The 16,528-nt window shown below is 52.3% G+C and carries 17 protein-coding genes; 10 read left to right on the top strand and 7 right to left on the bottom strand.

Annotated elements, in window-relative coordinates; translation table 11 throughout:
• The first annotated feature begins 19 nt into the window (after window positions 1–19).
• Window positions 20–1,024, top strand: a complete 1,005-nt coding sequence (locus B9T62_RS26240; protein ID WP_087917979.1) for a metal-dependent hydrolase — start codon at window positions 20–22, stop codon at window positions 1,022–1,024.
• Between the two features lie 366 nt (window positions 1,025–1,390).
• Window positions 1,391–1,585, top strand: coding sequence for a hypothetical protein (locus B9T62_RS26245; protein WP_087917980.1), 195 nt, complete (start codon window positions 1,391–1,393; stop codon window positions 1,583–1,585).
• Here the strand turns inward: B9T62_RS26245 and trpS are convergent.
• The gene (gene trpS / locus B9T62_RS26250) at window positions 1,582–2,577 is read right to left on the bottom strand and encodes a tryptophan--tRNA ligase (RefSeq protein WP_087917981.1); all 996 of its coding nucleotides are present in this window, start codon (window positions 2,575–2,577) and stop codon (window positions 1,582–1,584) included. The two genes, B9T62_RS26245 and trpS, sit on opposite strands and share 4 nt — an antisense overlap.
• A 439-nt stretch (window positions 2,578–3,016) precedes the next feature.
• Here trpS and B9T62_RS26255 point away from each other — a divergent pair, with 439 nt between their 5' ends.
• Both B9T62_RS26255 and B9T62_RS26260 read left to right on the top strand, forming a co-directional pair.
• Window positions 3,017–3,988 carry an aldose 1-epimerase gene (locus B9T62_RS26255; protein ID WP_087917982.1) on the top strand — a complete coding sequence of 324 codons (972 nt, stop codon included), beginning with the start codon at window positions 3,017–3,019 and terminating at the stop codon, window positions 3,986–3,988.
• Window positions 3,989–4,169: 181 nt separating this feature from the next.
• A complete protein-coding gene (locus tag B9T62_RS26260) occupies window positions 4,170–4,409 on the top strand; it encodes an alpha/beta-type small acid-soluble spore protein (protein ID WP_087917983.1) in 240 nt (79 codons plus the stop codon).
• Window positions 4,410–4,543: 134 nt separating this feature from the next.
• On the opposite strand, the gene B9T62_RS26265 is transcribed toward B9T62_RS26260, so the two are convergent.
• Both B9T62_RS26265 and B9T62_RS26270 read right to left on the bottom strand, forming a co-directional pair.
• Window positions 4,544–4,948, bottom strand: a complete 405-nt coding sequence (locus B9T62_RS26265; protein WP_087917984.1) for an O-methyltransferase — start codon at window positions 4,946–4,948, stop codon at window positions 4,544–4,546.
• 444 nt (window positions 4,949–5,392) lie between these two features.
• Entirely contained in the window at window positions 5,393–7,192 is a 1,800-nt protein-coding gene (locus B9T62_RS26270; RefSeq protein WP_087917985.1) for a M3 family oligoendopeptidase, read from the bottom strand.
• Window positions 7,193–7,314: 122 nt separating this feature from the next.
• Between B9T62_RS26270 and B9T62_RS26275 the strand changes: the two genes are divergently transcribed.
• Window positions 7,315–7,509 (top strand): YycC family protein, encoded by a 195-nt coding sequence (locus B9T62_RS26275; protein ID WP_087917986.1) that lies wholly within the window; start codon window positions 7,315–7,317, stop codon window positions 7,507–7,509.
• Window positions 7,506–7,736: a hypothetical protein gene (locus B9T62_RS26280; RefSeq protein ID WP_087917987.1), complete on the top strand. Its 231-nt coding sequence runs from the start codon at window positions 7,506–7,508 to the stop codon at window positions 7,734–7,736. The genes B9T62_RS26275 and B9T62_RS26280 overlap by 4 nt, the downstream gene beginning before the upstream one ends.
• 99 nt (window positions 7,737–7,835) lie before the next feature.
• Here B9T62_RS26280 and B9T62_RS26285 read toward each other — a convergent pair whose 3' ends face one another.
• Entirely contained in the window at window positions 7,836–8,543 is a 708-nt protein-coding gene (locus tag B9T62_RS26285) for a DUF2225 domain-containing protein (RefSeq protein WP_087917988.1), read from the bottom strand.
• A 32-nt stretch (window positions 8,544–8,575) separates the two neighbouring features.
• Window positions 8,576–8,959, bottom strand: coding sequence for a globin domain-containing protein (locus B9T62_RS26290; RefSeq protein WP_087917989.1), 384 nt, complete (start codon window positions 8,957–8,959; stop codon window positions 8,576–8,578).
• 588 nt (window positions 8,960–9,547) lie between these two features.
• On the opposite strand from B9T62_RS26290, the gene ylbJ reads away from it, so the two are divergent.
• From ylbJ to B9T62_RS26310, 4 genes are all read left to right on the top strand, one after another.
• The gene (ylbJ, locus tag B9T62_RS26295) at window positions 9,548–10,834 is read left to right on the top strand and encodes a sporulation integral membrane protein YlbJ (protein WP_087917990.1); all 1,287 of its coding nucleotides are present in this window, start codon (window positions 9,548–9,550) and stop codon (window positions 10,832–10,834) included.
• Between the two features lie 108 nt (window positions 10,835–10,942).
• A complete protein-coding gene (locus B9T62_RS26300) occupies window positions 10,943–11,746 on the top strand; it encodes an NAD kinase (RefSeq protein WP_087917991.1) in 804 nt (267 codons plus the stop codon).
• Window positions 11,747–11,979: 233 nt separating this feature from the next.
• On the top strand, window positions 11,980–13,143 hold the full coding sequence (locus B9T62_RS26305; protein WP_087917992.1) for a stalk domain-containing protein: 1,164 nt from the start codon (window positions 11,980–11,982) through the stop codon (window positions 13,141–13,143).
• Window positions 13,144–13,199: 56 nt separating this feature from the next.
• Window positions 13,200–14,636, top strand: a complete 1,437-nt coding sequence (locus B9T62_RS26310; RefSeq protein ID WP_157794019.1) for a S41 family peptidase — start codon at window positions 13,200–13,202, stop codon at window positions 14,634–14,636.
• A gap of 101 nt (window positions 14,637–14,737) precedes the next feature.
• Here the strand turns inward: B9T62_RS26310 and B9T62_RS26315 are convergent, their stop codons facing one another.
• Window positions 14,738–15,481, bottom strand: coding sequence for a YutD family protein (locus B9T62_RS26315; RefSeq protein ID WP_087917994.1), 744 nt, complete (start codon window positions 15,479–15,481; stop codon window positions 14,738–14,740).
• 36 nt (window positions 15,482–15,517) lie between these two features.
• Window positions 15,518–16,420 (bottom strand): lipoyl synthase, encoded by a 903-nt coding sequence (gene lipA, locus B9T62_RS26320; protein WP_087917995.1) that lies wholly within the window; start codon window positions 16,418–16,420, stop codon window positions 15,518–15,520.
• Between the last annotated feature and the right edge of the window lie 108 nt (window positions 16,421–16,528).

A 16,528-nucleotide genomic window follows, 5' to 3' on the forward strand; every position in this document is an offset into this window, starting at 1 on the left:
CACAAAGGAGAACTGACCTATGGACACTGCTACACATTTCGTTATGGGCCTTGGATTAGCAGGGCTTGCCTTTGTTGATCCAGTTGTCGCCTCCAATCCGACGCTGGCCGGTGCCATAATGCTGGCCACTGTGCTGGGTTCTCAGGCCCCCGATGCGGATACAGCGCTGCGTCTGAAGGATAATGCGCTCTATATCCGCAATCACCGTGGAATTACACATTCCCTGCCTTTCCTGATCCTGTGGCCAGCGTTGATTACTCTGGTAATCGGACCGATCTTCGGGTTCACCGATCAGCAGGGGCTCAGCCATATCGCGCTCTGGAGCTTCATCGGGGTAGCTGTGCATGTATTCTCTGACCTGTTCAACACCTATGGCACACAAGCTGCCCGGCCGTTCACTGAGAAGTGGATCGCCTGGAACATTATCCACATCTTCGATCCGTTTATATTCGGCAGCCACACGGCAGCCATCGTACTGTGGATCACCGGTATCGTTCCGCCAGCGCCTTTGTTTATCACGCTGTATGCCTGCACCGCGCTTTATTACATTTGGCGCACGCTGGAGCATATGCGCGTCACCCGCAATATCAGACTTAAGGATGTGCATCATGCTGCAGGCGACCGTTACTACGCCATTCCGACCATTTCTCCAAGACGCTGGAATGTGGTCAAGGCCAAATCGGATGGCAGCTATAATGTCGGCCATCTGAGCAATACACGACTGGAATGGGTCAAGCATGCCGTGTCCTCAGAGCATCCGGCTGTGGAGCATTCCAAAGCTCATCCCGACATCCAGGCTTTCCTGTACTTTACCTCTTACGCTGTGGCAGAAGTGGAGGAGCTGTCCTCCGGTTATATTGTACGCTGGGGAGACGTGCGTTATTTACACCGCAAGCAATTTCCGTTCGTCGCTGTTCTGGTCATGGACGATCAATACCAGCCTCTGAACACCTATGTAGGGTGGTTGAGCAGTGAGAAGCTGGACGAACGGTTTGCCATGGATCCCGACTCAATGAAGCTGTAAGCCGGTCCAAACCTGATAAATACACTGAAGCCCGGCTCTCTGCGATAAGATGCGGAAGACACCGGGCTCTTTGCTGCAGTCTTGACTCCCTTAACGCCATAGGGCACAATCTATCTAAAGCGTTTCCATCTTTGGAGAAGCAAGAAGAAACGGCTTAGCCGTCCTCTGCAAAGCGTATGCTTCCGAAGCAGCGATACTACGTATCGCTTTCAGGCATCCGTTTCTGCGAGAAATATAAGGATAATTTATGGCGTGAAACCTATAAATTCTTATATTCATATTTAGCAAAAATCCCGGAGCTGTTATACCGCTCCGGGACCTCTGACTGATTGTTTTAATTCATTATGACAAAGGGAGTGTGCCATTATGGGCAAAGGACTTTCACTATGGTTTGCCGCCTCTTCGATTCTCATGCTTACCGCCGCTTCCATTCTCATCAGCTATAATATCTGGCTGGCGCTTCTGGTAGGGCTGATCTGTGTAATGAATATAGGCTGGGGCTTTGTCGTCAAGGCGAGACGCAGACGCAGCCAGGAAACACCCGGCGAGCGTTCCTCTTAACGGTAAGGCAGGAAGCCCATCCGCTCCTTGACTCCATTGAGTGTCTCCGCTGCTACAACCCGGGCTTTGGCCGCACCTTCAGCCAGAATATCGGTGATCATGCCCGAGCTGCGGATCTCATGATACTTGTGCTGCAGCGGCTCAAGCGTCGCCACCACGGCTGCGGCAAGCTCCTTCTTGAACCCGCCGTACATCTGGCCTTCGTAACGGTCGGCCACCTGCTGCAGAGTCATACCAGCGCATTCCGCGTAGATTACCATCAGATTGCTGATCTCAGGTTTGTTGACTGTATCGAAACGCACCTCACTGCCGGAATCAGTGGTTGCGCGGCTGATTTTCTTGCGGATTACATCCGGCGGGTCCAGCAGCGCAATGTAGCTGCCCGGATTCGGACTGCTTTTGCTCATTTTTTTGGTTCCGTCCTCCAGGGACATAATCCGTGCCCCAAATTCCGGAATCAGCGGATCTGGAATGGTGAAGAAATCACCATACCGGTGATTGAAGCGCCCTGCCAGATCACGCGTCAGTTCCAAATGCTGCTTCTGGTCTTCTCCAACCGGCACAAGATCGGCATTATAGACGAGAATATCTGCCGCCATCAGCGAAGGATAGACGAACAGCCCTGCGCCGACCGAATCCTTGCCGCTGGATTTATCCTTGAACTGGGTCATCCGCTCCAGCTCGCCCATCGAGGTGAGCGTCGTCATCAACCAGCCCAGCTCTGCATGCTGCGGCACATGCGACTGCATGAACACATTGGAGCGGGTAGGGTCCACTCCGGCGGCAATATACAGCGCCGCCACTGACTCTGACTGCTCGCGCAGCGCGGCCGGCTCTTGTGCTACCGTTACCGCATGCAGGTCAACGACCATGTAGTAACATTCGTTCTCTACGTGATCCTGAAGCTTCACATAATTCTTAATTGCACCGATATAATTGCCCAGTGTAAGCGAGCCGCTGGGCTGGATGCCCGACAATATTTTTTTGACCATGCTGAAGACCTCCATTGTACTGAATAATTTATGTCCGGGAACGCCAAATAACCCACATCCGCAAGGGACGTGAGACCGTGGTACCACCCTTATTCGCTGCATGCCCGCAAGTTACGGATCAGGCAGCCTTAGTCTTCCTGTAACGGGGAAGAACCGGCCGGTCTACCAGGACATTTCTGCCCGTTCAAGCGCGGCGCTCAAGGGTCCATTCAAGCAGGAGTGTCCCGCCGGTTCACATCAGCCACCGGCTTTCTGGAGGTTCAGTTCCTGTCTACTTGTCCCTGTCATCACATTGTTGTCATTCCATATTTCATCTATCATAGAACCATCTTCAGAAGTTGTCAAATGGCTTAACGAGCGTGAGATAAACTGGTATGATAAGGGTATCCATGTCTTCATCCGAATAAAGTTAAAGCTTATTGATAAAGGAGCAAAGCTCATGAAACAGGTGACCAAAGGGCAGTGGGGCGGCTATGACACCTATATTCTGCACAGCCGCGAGCTGGAAGTCACGCTTTTGCCGCGACTCGGGAACAACGTGATTTCACTTAAGGATCTGAGGCAAGACCGGCACATTCTGCGGCAGCCCGATGAGAAGGATATAGCTTTTTATAAGCAGAAACCTTATCATTTCGGCATTCCGCTGCTGGTTCCGCCCGGTAGAATCCGCAAGGGAGAGTTCCAATTTGACGGCACCAGCTATCAATTCGACCGCAACACAGCAGGTGACAATCACATTCATGGACTGCACCGCACCCAATCATGGTGTGTCAGCGACATTGAAGAAGATGAAGATGGTTGCGCGGTAACTACAGAATTCCGCACGGAAGATGATCCGCACTGGATGGAGCAGTTCCCGGCTCCGCTGAAGTTTGAGATGACCTTCAGGCTGCAGGATGGAAGACTTAAGCAGCTACTGAAGGTTACGAACCTGGGAGACAAACGTATCCCCTTCGGGATGGGGTATCATACCTGGTTTATGCTCGACGGAGAACCTTCGCGCTGGAATCTCCAATTACCTGTAGCCAGCATCTATGAATTGAACGAAGAGTTGCTGCCAAGCGGCAGGCTTCTGCCACTGGATAAGCTTCAAGCACTAAACGAGGGGATGAGCCTGGAAGGAACCGACCTTGACACTGCTCTGCGCGCTGTACATGGGCAGGCTGTTGAAGCGCTGTTGCTGAGGGATGACGGATATGGACTGCGCTACAGCGCGGATGATAGCTACTTCCGCCACTGGGTACTGTATACCAAAGGACCAGCCGAACAATTCCTGTGCATTGAGCCTTATACCTGGCTGCCCGATGCGCCCAATGTCTCAGATGATGTTTCCCTTACCGGTCTGCTGACTATAGAGCCGGGTCAGACCCTTGAGCTGTCCACTACCCTGCAGATGATCTATCCTGATTAAGAACATGCTTGAGTATATACGAAGCGGTCTTTCTTTGCCTGGGCAGGAAAGGCCGCTTCTTGCATTGTGACACACATCCATTCAACTAAAAATTACCATCCTGCTAAACTTTCGAATCCGTGCATGAATTCACCCCCGAGCGCTCATACTATCTTCACAACGGGCGAAGGAGGTGACAAACATGGGTCAAGCAGGTCAAAGCCAAGGTCGTGGCAGCCGTTCCAATAACCTGGTCGTTCCACAAGCGACTGCAGCGCTGCAGCAGTTGAAATATGAAGCAGCACAAGAGCTTGGAGTAACGATTCCAGCAGACGGGTATTACGGAAACTACACTTCCCGCGAAACCGGATCTTTGGGAGGTTATATTACCAAACGTCTCGTACAGCTGGCAGAGCAACAATTATCCGGTCGTTCGAACTAGCAGCATCATTTTAGTATTTTGATCAGGTCTGGCATTCCAATTGCCAGTGCTAGCAGCTTTACGCCCTCCCCCGCTTCTCGCCGAAGCGGAGGGGGGCTTTTTACTTATGCAGAACTCTAACTGTATTTATAATCTCAGCCGTAGGATGAGTCTGAACCTTCAGCGCTGCGCGGATATCGGATCATCAGATTGGCCATGTTGTAATTCGACTCCAGTGTGGCATCCACAACAATCATCTCCTGGCGGACTGCAAATTCATAGCTGATCTCTCCGTGGGTCCACCGCCGTTTATATTTCAGGCTCTCCAGGGCCATCAGCCTGAACGCAGACTGCTGCGCGGCCGTTAACCCCTGCGGCTCTGCGGCAAACGTCCCGCTGCGGCCGGACAGCGGATTGTGGCGGACTCCAAACTTGCCAACCACGTTGTTTCTGATCTGCACAAACACCGTGCCGGAAGACAATCCTGACAATTCCTCCTGCAGCTCTTTAAACACCAAATCCATCTGTCTTGCCAGCGATAGCTGTTCCGTTCTTAGCATATGTATCCTCCTAAAAGTTTTGTGAGCCTAAGCTCCATTCGAGATACTGCGTACAAAACTGGCTTCGTAAGCATACGCTTAGTTTTGTGAGCCTAAGCTCCATTCGAGATACTGCATACAAAACTGGCTTCGTAAGCATTTATTCATACTTCGACAAAATAACTAATATAGATGTCGCCTAGTCCCACTTATATAAGGCTTATGGCTCATTATAGGGTAACGTTTACATGTCATCAACATTATTCAACATAAATGGGTGTTTATTCCTAGTAATGCATAGGATTCAGCATTTCATTGTATATATGCCACTTTAAAATGAGCAATTTCGACATTATACCCATAAAAAAGGACCCCTGATCCAGGGGTCTTTGCGTATTAATACCATATTTTGCACAAATCACTTGTACATTAACAGGACATAATGTGTCTTTATTCGAACAATTGTTACACCAGCTGCTCTGTCATCTCCAGAAATTCCTGAATATCGGCTACCATCAGATCGGTCGCCCCCTGCCAGAAGTCCGGCTGGCTCAGATCGACACCCAGATGCTTCTGTACGAGATTCTCCAATGTCATAACGCCGGTATCACGCAGCAGACTGTCGTATTTGTCAGCGAAGGACTGACCTTCCTGCAGGGCCAAGCGGTACAATCCGGTACTGAACATATACCCTACTGTATACGGGAAGTTGTAGAATGGCACGTCCGAGATATAGAAGTGCAGCTTGGCCGCCCAGAAGTGGGGGTGATATTCAGACAATATGCCGCAAAAGGCTTCCTTTTGCGCTTCCACCATAAGCGCTGACAGCTCTTCGGCGTTGACCAATCCTGTTTTGCGCTTCTCATAGAAGCGGGTCTCAAACAGGAAACGGGAGTGAATATTCATAAAGAAAGCTATGCTGTTCTGGATCTTGACTTCCAGCAGTGCCAGCTTCTCTTCAACATCCGTTGCCGCCTTAACCTGGGCATCGGATACGATGATTTCAGCAAAGGTGGAGGCCGTTTCAGCAACATTCATGGCATAGTTCTGGCTGAATGCCGGCAGGTCTTTTAGCAGGTAGGAGTGATAGGCATGCCCCAATTCATGGGCCAATGTCGAAACGTTGGATGCCGTGCCGCTGTAAGTCATGAATATGCGTGATTCCTTGCTCTCCGGGAAAGAAACACAGAATCCCCCTGGCCGTTTGCCGGGACGATCTTCCACTTCAATCCAATCCTTGTCGAAGGCATGTTCGGCAAACTCCGCCATTTTGGGACTGAACTTGCGGAATTGCTCGACAATATCCTCGGCAGCCTTATCATAAGGAATTTTGCCGGACAGCTTGCCGATTGGCGCATCTACATCGACCCAGGAAAGGGAATCCTTCCCCAATAGCTTCGCCTTGCGTTCCAGGTAGGACACCAGCACCGGCTTGTTGCGGATAATTACATCCCACATGGTGGTCAGCGTGTCCTGGGACATGCGGTTAATGCTGAGCGGCTCCTTCAGCACATCGTCCCAGCCTCTGTTCTTGTAGAGGTTCAGGCGGAAGCCCGCAAGATGGTTCAGTGTATCAGCAGCATATTCCTCAGCACCGCTCCAGGCCTCTTCCCACTTGCGGAACATCAGCGCCCGCACCTCAGGATCAGCGTCATCGAGCTTGTTTGCCGCTTGTCCGACTGACAGCAGCTTCTCTTCACCGTCCTCCTCGAACGGGATTCTGATCGAGCTGACAATGGTTTCGTAATGGTCGCTCCAGCCGTGGTATCCATCCACCGCCAGCTCCAGCGCAAGCATCTCCAGCTCCGGACTCATCTTCTCACGGGCCAGGTCACGGCTCTCATTCAAGACAAAAGCAATCGGAGCAATCTCCGGCCGGTTCACCCAGGCTTCCCATACGTCATCCGGCGTCTGGCGGAGCAGATTGTCGAATTGGGAGGTGATCCCTTCGTAGGCAGCACGCATACCCGTCACTCTGGAGGAGAGTCGCACCGCTCCCTTATCCTGCTGGTTCTGGGCTCCAAGACAATCTATGAACTGTGAAGCTTCTCCCAATCGTCCTGCGCAGCTCTGCAGCAGCTCGATTACAGGGTCCAGCGCCTTGGTTGCTTCCGCATCTGCAGGAGGTACGCTGTCCTTCACCTGCCCGCGCAGCTTTTCGATGTCCTGATCCAGCTGCTGCAGGAAGCTCTCCAGCTCCGCAGAAGATGAGCCACCTGCATAGATGGTTTCCAGTTCCCATGTCAGTGATAATGGTTGCTTCATATGTTGTCACCATTCCTTCAATTAATTTTGGTGCATTGCTTTGAAATTGGCCCTTAGCCATGATAAAGTGAATACCTGCTCCATGCAGCTGATGCTGACTAAACTTTTAGGAGGATTTCCAGATGAAACCTTTGCAAATCTCCGCAGAAACGGCCGTAGCCTTATCCAAGCAATTGGGCGTTCCCCTGGAACATTTAATGCATATGCCTCAACATATTTTGCTGCAAAAAATAGCTGAATTGTCCCGCAAGCCGGATACGGCACCGGATGTTAACGCAAACGACAGCTCCCCGGCCAGCGACAAGGAACCGCAATGATCCCGTTCAGCCATACCTGGCCTTATGACATCATTCTGGGAGATATGTATGTGCTCTCCTGCCCATTCTGCGACCGGGAGAACGTACTGCTTCCCATGCGGCCGAAAGAGCTGCAGAGCGTGCGGGACGGTAAGAAAAAACTGCTGGTCTTTCCCTGCTGCAGTGCAAGTCCTACGGTAATCGACAACGATGCCGACTATCTGTTATTTGACCGTGCTGTCCGCTGATTGTCTCTCGAAAACCAGCCGCGGTATGGATCATCATTCACCCAAGCACAGAAGCTTGCAAGTATTGCTTCTGTGCTTGTTCCCCGTGCCTGTTATTCTTCAGGTAGCAGAGTTCATTCCATTCGAATCCAGACCTTCTTCCCCGCGCATCTGTTCACGAAGGACAGCCCATTGCTCCCGGGCTGCGCGGATCATCGCCGCGTCGACGATCTTCTGGTCGTTGATGAGGCGGGAGAACCACTTCACGGCATCGGCGAGTTGACCGGTCCTGCGGTGCAGCTCGCCGATCAGATACATCAGCCGCGCATCATTGCCGTTGATCCCATCCCGCTCATACACTCGGATGTAAGCATCCAAGGAATAGCTAAGAAAGCGCTGTTCCTGCTCCGTCTCGCCCCGGTACCGGTACAGCCAGGCAATATGGTGCAGCAGACTGGCGATGATACGGTCCTTGTCATTAATACTCTGGGCGCAGATGAGCGCCAGCTTGTACGTCTCAAGCGCCGTCTCCCAGTTGCGCTCCAGGCCGAAGCTGTGCGGCTTCCAGCGCCTGCCCACCTGAGCAGTAAACGCCTTGCGCTGCTGCTCCGAGAGCTGCTCCGCAGAATTCTCAGTCGAAGCGAAGCCGCATTCCGGACAGACACGCACCACATAATAATCCGGATTCTCCGCCTTGTAATAGGAGCAGAAGTCGGCATCGCGGCGCACGGCTTTTTTGAGGCTGGGTCTTACCCGCGAGGTGGTAAATTCATGCTCGCAGTTACAGCATTTCACTTTAATCGAGTACAAGGGAATCAATTCTGGCACAAGCCTTCATTCCTTTCACAATCAACCTCTCGCTATTCCACGGGCATGTTGACAAAATGATGTGCAGGACCCGCAAGACGGCTGAGCACAAAAGAACGCAGCGGCTCCTCAACCCCGGTCTCCTCTAGAGCTTCCTTCATGCACAGCAGCCAATCCTCAGCTCGCTGCGGGGTAATCGGCACGTGCATGTGACGCGCCCGCATCATTGGATGACCATGAAGCTCGGAATACAGCGGCCCCCCGCCAAAGAACTGTGTCAGGAACTGGTACTGCTTCTCAAGAACCGGGGTGATATCTTCAGGAAACAACGGACCCAGCTGCGGGTGCAACTGAACCTTGGCATAGAAAACTTCCACCAGACGGTGAAGTCCCTCAGCGCCCCCCAGATTCTCAAATATACTCTCATTGGAATTCATTTGAACTTATCAGCTCCTCCGTGGTGTACAGTTGAATGTTATTTTATTATACCAAGAAGAAACGGCTTCGTCGTCCTCTAACAAGAGGCGACATCCGTTTCTGCGGGAAATAGAAGAATAAAGTACCAGGTGAAACTTATACTTTCTCTATTTCAAGAAGAAACGGCTTCGTCGTCCTCTAACAAGAGGCGACATCCGTTTCTGCGGGAAATAGAAGAATTAAGGTTCAGGTGGAACTTATACTTTCTCTATTTCAAAAAAATACGCCAAACAAAGTTTGGCGTACTAAACATATTGTCAATAGGTCCGAAAGTCCTCATCACCTGGAGGAACGAGAGCGACCCGGATTACATATACAAAAGCACAAACCAGAACTCCGGCTACTACACTCATCACCATCACTCCATCCCTATTTATCGATATAACAGAGGTGTGCATTAATTAATTTTATTTTACCATAATTTCAGGAGAATTGCATCGCCTTCTGAAAGCGTTTCCTCCTGTTTTTTATAGGGTTTGTCCGCTTTTTTGTGTGCTGTTTGTCCCCTTTTTGGCATACATCTAAGCATAGACCAGGAGGCGTTGCTTATGAACCTGAGAAAAATGGGCGGCCTGCTGCTCGCGCTCGTTCTGGCCTCATGCATGGGGCTTATGCTGATCCATCCTGCGGCTTCGCTGGCCGCTGCCTTGCGCGGGCTGACCGTCTGGTGGGACGTGCTGTTCCCCTCCCTCTTCCCTTTCTTCGTCATTTCTGAAATTATGCTGGGACTCGGTGTGGTTCACCTGTTCGGTGCCCTGCTGGACCCGCTGATGCGTCCGCTGTTCGGCATTCCGGGCAGCGGCGGTTTCGTTGCCGCCATGGGTTATGTCTCAGGTTACCCGATTGGCGCAAAACTAACGGCCAAACTGCGTGAGCAGAAGCTTGTCAACCGCATTGAAGGGGAGCGGCTGGTCGCTTTCACAACCTCATCCGACCCGATCTTTCTGCTCGGGGCAGTATCCGTCGGCTTCTTCCATGACGCATCTCTCGGCTGGATTCTTGCGCTCTCCCACTACGGCAGCGGCCTGCTTGTCGGGTTGCTGATGTCCTTCCATGGACGCAAGGAAGAGGCGGCGGCCACAGCAAGTACAGAACAGCCTGCCGGAACACTGCACGCAACCGAAAAACAAGCGGTCACTGCACCCCCCTCCAGTCCCGGAAGGCTGCGCACGGCCCTCTCTTCAATGGCAGAAGCCCGCCGCAGGGATGGCCGCAGTCTCGGCGAGCTGCTGAACGGGGCTTTGCAGTCTTCATTACAGCTTATTATTGTCGTAGGAGGCCTGGTTGTATTCTTCAATGTACTGATGGAGCTGCTGGCGCGTGCCGGAATCATGTCCGGGCTGTTTGGCTTCGCGGGATGGCTGCTCTCCGCGGCAGGCTTTCCGCCCGCGCTCGGGCCGGCGCTGACCGGCGGCTTCTTCGAGGTTACACTGGGGGCGCGTTTGGCAGGCGAAGCCGCGCGGTCCATCCCGCTGCAGTTCAAGGTGGCTGCAGCCGCCTTCATCCTCTCCTGGGGCGGCCTGTCGGTGCATGCCCAGGTGGCCAGCATCCTGAACGGCACCGGGCTGCGCTATCTGCCGTTCATGGCAGCGCGCCTGATGCATGCCGTACTCGCCGCAGCAGCCGTGCTGCTGCTCTGGCGCCCTGTTATGGGCGCTCCGCTGCCCACCTGGCTAAGCCTGTCTCCGGCAGGGATGAATCCCGCCGCTTCCGGCTTCGCGGCCAGGCTGGCCCTGCTGGGGGTCCTGCTGGCCGCTGCACTGCTGCTGTCGCTGCTTCTGCAGCCAGGCATCGCCTGGCTGCAGAAGCTTCGCAGCAGCGGCAAGTCTGCCTGAACGGATTCCCCTGGCCGCTTTTCTTTTTATAGCTGTAAATATTGTGTTCCGTGCCCAGATTGATTATGATCGGTGTATGACTGAATTATACAAAGGAGCTCATACATCTTGAGATATTATGTTCTGGACCGCGGTGATGAACTGTCTATCCAACTTGCGGAGCAATTTCACAAGCTGGCGGCAGAACGTAACCTGGAGCTTGATGCCAAATCTCCGGAGATTGTCATCTCCATCGGGGGCGATGGGACCATGCTCCATGCCTTTCACACCTTTATTGACCAGATTCCGAATCTGGCCTTCGTTGGTGTGCATACGGGCCATCTGGGCTTCTATGCCGATTGGCAGGCTGAAGAGCTGCCGACCCTGATTGATTACATGTGCGGCATAGGAGATGCCAAGCCGCATAAGGCGCGAATGGTGCAATATCCGCTGCTGGAGCTGGAGATCCACAAGAAGTCGGGGTCTACCTCCCATATTGCTCTCAATGAGTTCACCCTTAAAGGGGTTGACGGTACTGTCGTCATTCAGATTGACATTAATGATGTTACCTTTGAGATGTTCCGGGGCGACGGAATCTGTGTCTCCACACCATCAGGCAGCACCGCATACAACAAGAGCCTTGGCGGAGCCATGGTGCATCCCTCCATTGAAGCCCTGCAGATCTCTGAAATCGCATCGATTAACAACCGTGTATTCCGTACCATGGGTTCGCCACTACTGCTGCCCAAGCACCACCACTGCGATATTTTCTCTCGCAAGGAACAAAGGCTGCTGCTCACCGTGGATCATGTAAACATCCCAGTCGATGATCTGATCTCCGTTCGCTGCCAGGTGTCGGACAAGAAGATCAGCTTCGCCAGATACCGTCCGTTTCCGTTCTGGAACCGCGTGCGTGAAGCTTTCCTCGTCTAGCGGCGGCCGCAAGGCAAGTAAGCTTCTGCCATAAAGAGCTGCACTGCAAGATAACCCAACCCTGCACAGTCAGGATAAAGGCCGGAGAACGTAGTTTCCCGGTCTTTTCTGCGCTGTAATATTTTTTACCCAACTAGGCAGTACAGCTGACATGATTGGATAGACTGGACACCAAGCGAATGGTATAATGAGGCTATTTTACAAAACGTTACATATTAAAGGAGAGAACACTGTTGAGAAAAATTTTATCGATCTTAAGCATAGGTCTGCTGGCTCTGATGCTGGCTGTTCCCGCTTCTGCTGCTGCCAAGCCTATTGCTGTGTACATTAACGGCAGCAAGGTTTCCTTCCCGGCAGGTTCTCCTTATCTGAAGAATAATGCTGTGCTGGTTCCATTTCGGGTGATCTTTGAGCAGCTTGGACTTCAAGTGTTATGGAACCCAGCAACGGCCACAGTGACCGGCACAAGTGCCGACTTGTCCGTCTCGCTTAAGGTAGGAAACAGTCGGGCAACCGTGAATGGAATCGCCAAAACGCTGAGCGCCGTACCTGTATCCTCAGCTGGCACCACCTATGTTCCGCTGCGTTTCATCGCTGAAGCGACCGGTGGCACGGCAGTATGGAATCCCGCAAGCCAAAGTGTCCAGATTACAACCAAGCAGGCCACTGCGGAAGACAAGGCCGCTATCAAGGCGCTGATCACGTTGTCCAACCAATATTTCAATGAGGAGAAAGCCAAAGAATTCTATTCCCTGATGGATTCCTCACAAACCTACGTTGAAGCCATTGCCGACCTGGACGCCTCCTTTAAGGAATATAATCTCAAAAGCACGATCGAAAGCTTCGAGATTATCGATCTGAAGCCAAATGAAGCTACGATATACGCCGTAGAATCGCTGCGCCGGGTCAGTGGTCCGTATACTCCCGATGAGGAGGATGAGTACCTGTATACGCTGATCCGTGAGAAGGACGGCTGGAGAATATCCTCTGTAGAATCCCAGAACAGCAAAATTCTGCTCACGCGGGAAGAAGCCATGAAGAGTGTGACCGTACCTCAGGCTGACGCGGACGCCATCAAGGCTACGATCAACCAGTATTACAAATCCCTGAATGACCAGAGCCCGGCAGGCGTAATGGCGGCCATGACCTCCTACGGGGAGGAATATGATGCTTCCGCGCAAGCAAATCTGGAGGACTTCTTCGCCACATACGACATTACTTATACTACAGGCGTCACCAATATTTATTATTATAGCGACAAGAACGCGGCCATTTATGTCGAAAACACGGCCAAGGAGTCCGGTGACTCCCAAACCTATGAGCAGGGCAATATTTTTATTCTGTCCAAAAGCGACAACGGCTCCTGGACCATCGATGACTTCAATAATATATTCTAAACTATTCGAGTAATCATCCCACTTCCTACAATATTATACAAAGGATGTATGTACACATGAAATCGAATAAAGTATTAACCGCCTTCCTCAGCGGTTGTCTGGCCTTATCAATCATCCTGACACCGGCAGCCTCTGCTGCCGGTGAAGAGCAGGCCGCTACGGACCTGGACCTCGTGCAAGAGGTGCTGAACAATCTTGAAACCTATAACCTGTCAGGGGTTGACCGGGATACGCTGATCCGGGGAGCCATTGACGGCATGGTGAACACGCTTGAAGACCCCTACAGCGTATATTTCGACAATCAGGAGGCCGCTGATTTCGGACACCAGGTCGATCTTGAATATGTCGGAATTGGCGTGAGGCTTCAGTACACGGCCAATGAGGTGTACATCGAAGAGGTATTCGCTGCTTCCCCTGCCGAGAAAGCCGGCCTGAAACGCGGCGACAGCCTTCTGAAGATTAACGGAGTGCGGATTCAAGATACCGCAGGCGATGAGCTCTCCGGGGCTGCAGGCTCCCAGGTCACGCTGCTGGTTCAGCGGGGCCAGGTCACCAAATCGTTCAAGGTAACCCGGAGTGAGATTGCATCCATCTCGGTAACCTCTTCCATGGTCGGTCCCAAAATCGCCTACGTGACCATCAGCGGCTTCACGCAAACGGCAGGCACTGAGTTTGTTGCCGCGCTTAACAAGATGCGGGCTGCGGGCATGAAGTCCATGGTGCTTGACCTGCGCGATAATCCCGGCGGATACATGGATGCGGCCGTGGATATTGCCGAACATTTCATGGACAAGGGCATAATGATGTATACGGCGGACAACAGCGGCACATTGAAGCCGGTAACTATCACCAAGGGCAGCAAGATCGGCGTACCCGTTGTGATTCTGACCAACGCCAATACAGCCAGTGCCGCCGAGGCGCTTACGGGCGCGCTGCGGGACAATAAGCTGGCTACGGTTGTAGGAACCACCTCATTCGGCAAAGCCCGCATTCAGAGCCTGCTGCCCATCTCCAATGGCGACATGCTGAAGCTGACCACGGATAAATATCTGACGCCGAATAAGGAAGACTTCAACCATATCGGGTTGGCCCCGGACATCAAGGTGGAAGGCTCGGCCGCCCAGCTAATCACTGCGATGCAGATCGCCGGCATGAGCAGTATTGAAGCCACAGGCGACAATCATATCATGAGCCTTAACGGCATTCCTTTTGCCGGCAATCTGGGACTGGTGCGCAAAGGAAATCTGACCTATGCCTCTTCCCGGGTGCTAACCGCACTTGTGGAGGGCGAAGTGACTTGGGATGCCAAGAACAAGAAAGTTATCGTTACGAACGGCGCAGGAGCCACGTCCGGCTTCAGCCTCGCTTCCAAGGATGCGCTATACCAGAATCAGGGGAGCTACATTGAGCTGAGTGCCTTCAGCAAGAAGTTTCCACAGCTGACCTGGAGCTATAATGCGGCTCAGAATCTGTTGAAGCTTGCCGTAAAATAAAGCAAAATGCACTTATGGGATACTAAACAAATAATCAAACAAAAAACCAGCAAGTCTCCGGTAGGGAGGTTTGCTGGTTTTTGTATGTGCTTGGGTCCCGTTTACTCTTTAGGCTCCTGTTGCTTAGGCTCCTGTTGTTTCGATTCCTGCTGTTTCGGCTCCTGTTGCTTCGGTTCCAGATTCCTGGACTCCTGTTGTCTGGATTCCTGATTCTTGGGCTCTTGATTCTTCGGATTCGGCTGGTTCTGGGCACCCTGCGGCTTCTGGGACTGGCCTTGCGGCGGTCTGCCCTGATAATCCTTCGATCTCTTGCCCTGTGCATCCTTGCCGCGGTGATTGCGGCTCTGGTGCTCTCTCACCGGTCTATCCTTGCCCGCACCCGTATTGTCCTTGACGGCGTTGTCCTTGAACGAACGTTTCTGGCCCTGCTTGCCGGCGTTCTCCCTGCTGAATTTCTCTTTCACAGGAGCTGGCGCCTCACCGGACTCAGACTCTGCGGACAGCTCATCCATCTCCACAGGCTCAGGAATTTCCTTGATCAGAATGTCCTTAAAAGTTCCTTCCAGAGGAATCTCCTTCAATTTATGCAGCACAAAATATGCGCAGCCAAAATTGCAGTATTCATTGATATAATCAACCATGCCCGAGATCGCCGTATCCCGGTTTACCTTCGGATGGTTGTCCCGGTAGAAGCCCTTCAAGCGCAACTGGCTGTAACCCCAGTCTCCAATAATATAATCATAACGGTCCAGCACCTCGCTGTATCTCCCGCGAAATGCCTCAGGATTCCAACCGTCCTTATGATCCAACATAAGCTCATAGCCTTTTCCGCCTATAACGATCAAGCTTCAGGTCGCCTGCCTTTCAAAATGATGTACTGTTTAACTGATAACCGAGCGTTCTTCACGGTTCCCTGCAGCCGATTTGACCTGTTCATGCGCATGGTACGAGCTGCGAACAAGCGGCCCGGATTCCACATGGCTGAACCCGCGTTTCATGCCCTCTTCCTTAAGACGCGCGAATTCCTCGGGCGGGTAATACCGCTCCACCTGAAGATGTTTGTCAGACGGCTGCAAATACTGGCCTAACGTCAATATATCACAGTTCACTGCCCGCAGATCATCCATAGCCTGCAGAATCTCATCCCACTGCTCACCTACTCCAAGCATGATGCTTGATTTGGTAGGAATCTCTGGCTTCATCTCTTTGGCTCTGCGCAGCAGCTCCAGGGATCTACGGTACTTGGCACGCGCGCGCACCCGGTCCGACATCCGCTCAACCGTCTCAATGTTGTGGTTCAGGATGTCAGGATTGCTGTTCATGACGATCGCAAGGCTGTCCCGGTCGCCCAGAAAGTCGGGAATAAGCACTTCGACACTGCAGAGCGGAAGCCGCTTGCGGATCTCCCCTACGGTCTCGGCAAAAATCGCTGCCCCTCCGTCCTTGAGATCATCACGGGCTACGCTCGTGACTACACAGTGACGCAGATTCATCCCCTCTGCCGCCTCCGCTACCCGCTGCGGTTCCTGCAGATCCAGCTCTGTCGGCAATCCTGTATTCACCGCACAGAAACGGCAGGCGCGCGTACAAATATCACCCAGAATCATAAAGGTTGCCGTCCGATTTGCCCAGCATTCATAAATATTCGGGCACCGCGCTTCTTCGCAGACGGTATGTAAAGTTTTGGAACGCATCATGCTTTTGATGTCCTGGTAGTTATCACCGGTCGTTAATTTGATTTTGATCCAGTCTGGCTTGGGCTGTTTGGCTCTCTTATTAGTCAAAGTGGTATACCCCGCTTTCGGCTGAACTTAGACTGCAGTTGTAAAGTTGCTGCCTCATATTATAGCATGCACAGCCTGCAATTGCCTGTTTTTATGCTTTCTTTATAT

The organism is Paenibacillus donghaensis, from assembly GCF_002192415.1.
GTDB lineage: Bacteria > Bacillota > Bacilli > Paenibacillales > Paenibacillaceae > Paenibacillus_AQ > Paenibacillus_AQ donghaensis.

Bases quoted from the DNA above. Each gene is read 5' to 3' on its own strand.
- trpS (WP_087917981.1), bottom strand. From the start codon at position 2,577: ATGGTCAAAAAAATATTGTCGGGCATCCAGCCCAGCGGCTCGCTTACA.
- B9T62_RS26270 (WP_087917985.1), bottom strand. From the start codon at position 7,192: ATGAAGCAACCATTATCACTGACATGGGAACTGGAAACCATCTATGCA.
- B9T62_RS26255 (WP_087917982.1), top strand. From the start codon at position 3,017: ATGAAACAGGTGACCAAAGGGCAGTGGGGCGGCTATGACACCTATATT.
- B9T62_RS26275 (WP_087917986.1), top strand. From the start codon at position 7,315: ATGAAACCTTTGCAAATCTCCGCAGAAACGGCCGTAGCCTTATCCAAG.
- B9T62_RS26240 (WP_087917979.1), top strand. From the start codon at position 20: ATGGACACTGCTACACATTTCGTTATGGGCCTTGGATTAGCAGGGCTT.
- B9T62_RS26310 (WP_157794019.1), top strand. From the start codon at position 13,200: ATGAAATCGAATAAAGTATTAACCGCCTTCCTCAGCGGTTGTCTGGCC.
- B9T62_RS26260 (WP_087917983.1), top strand. From the start codon at position 4,170: ATGGGTCAAGCAGGTCAAAGCCAAGGTCGTGGCAGCCGTTCCAATAAC.
- ylbJ (WP_087917990.1), top strand. From the start codon at position 9,548: ATGAACCTGAGAAAAATGGGCGGCCTGCTGCTCGCGCTCGTTCTGGCC.
- B9T62_RS26265 (WP_087917984.1), bottom strand. From the start codon at position 4,948: ATGCTAAGAACGGAACAGCTATCGCTGGCAAGACAGATGGATTTGGTG.
- B9T62_RS26280 (WP_087917987.1), top strand. From the start codon at position 7,506: ATGATCCCGTTCAGCCATACCTGGCCTTATGACATCATTCTGGGAGAT.
- B9T62_RS26290 (WP_087917989.1), bottom strand. From the start codon at position 8,959: ATGAATTCCAATGAGAGTATATTTGAGAATCTGGGGGGCGCTGAGGGA.
- B9T62_RS26245 (WP_087917980.1), top strand. From the start codon at position 1,391: ATGGGCAAAGGACTTTCACTATGGTTTGCCGCCTCTTCGATTCTCATG.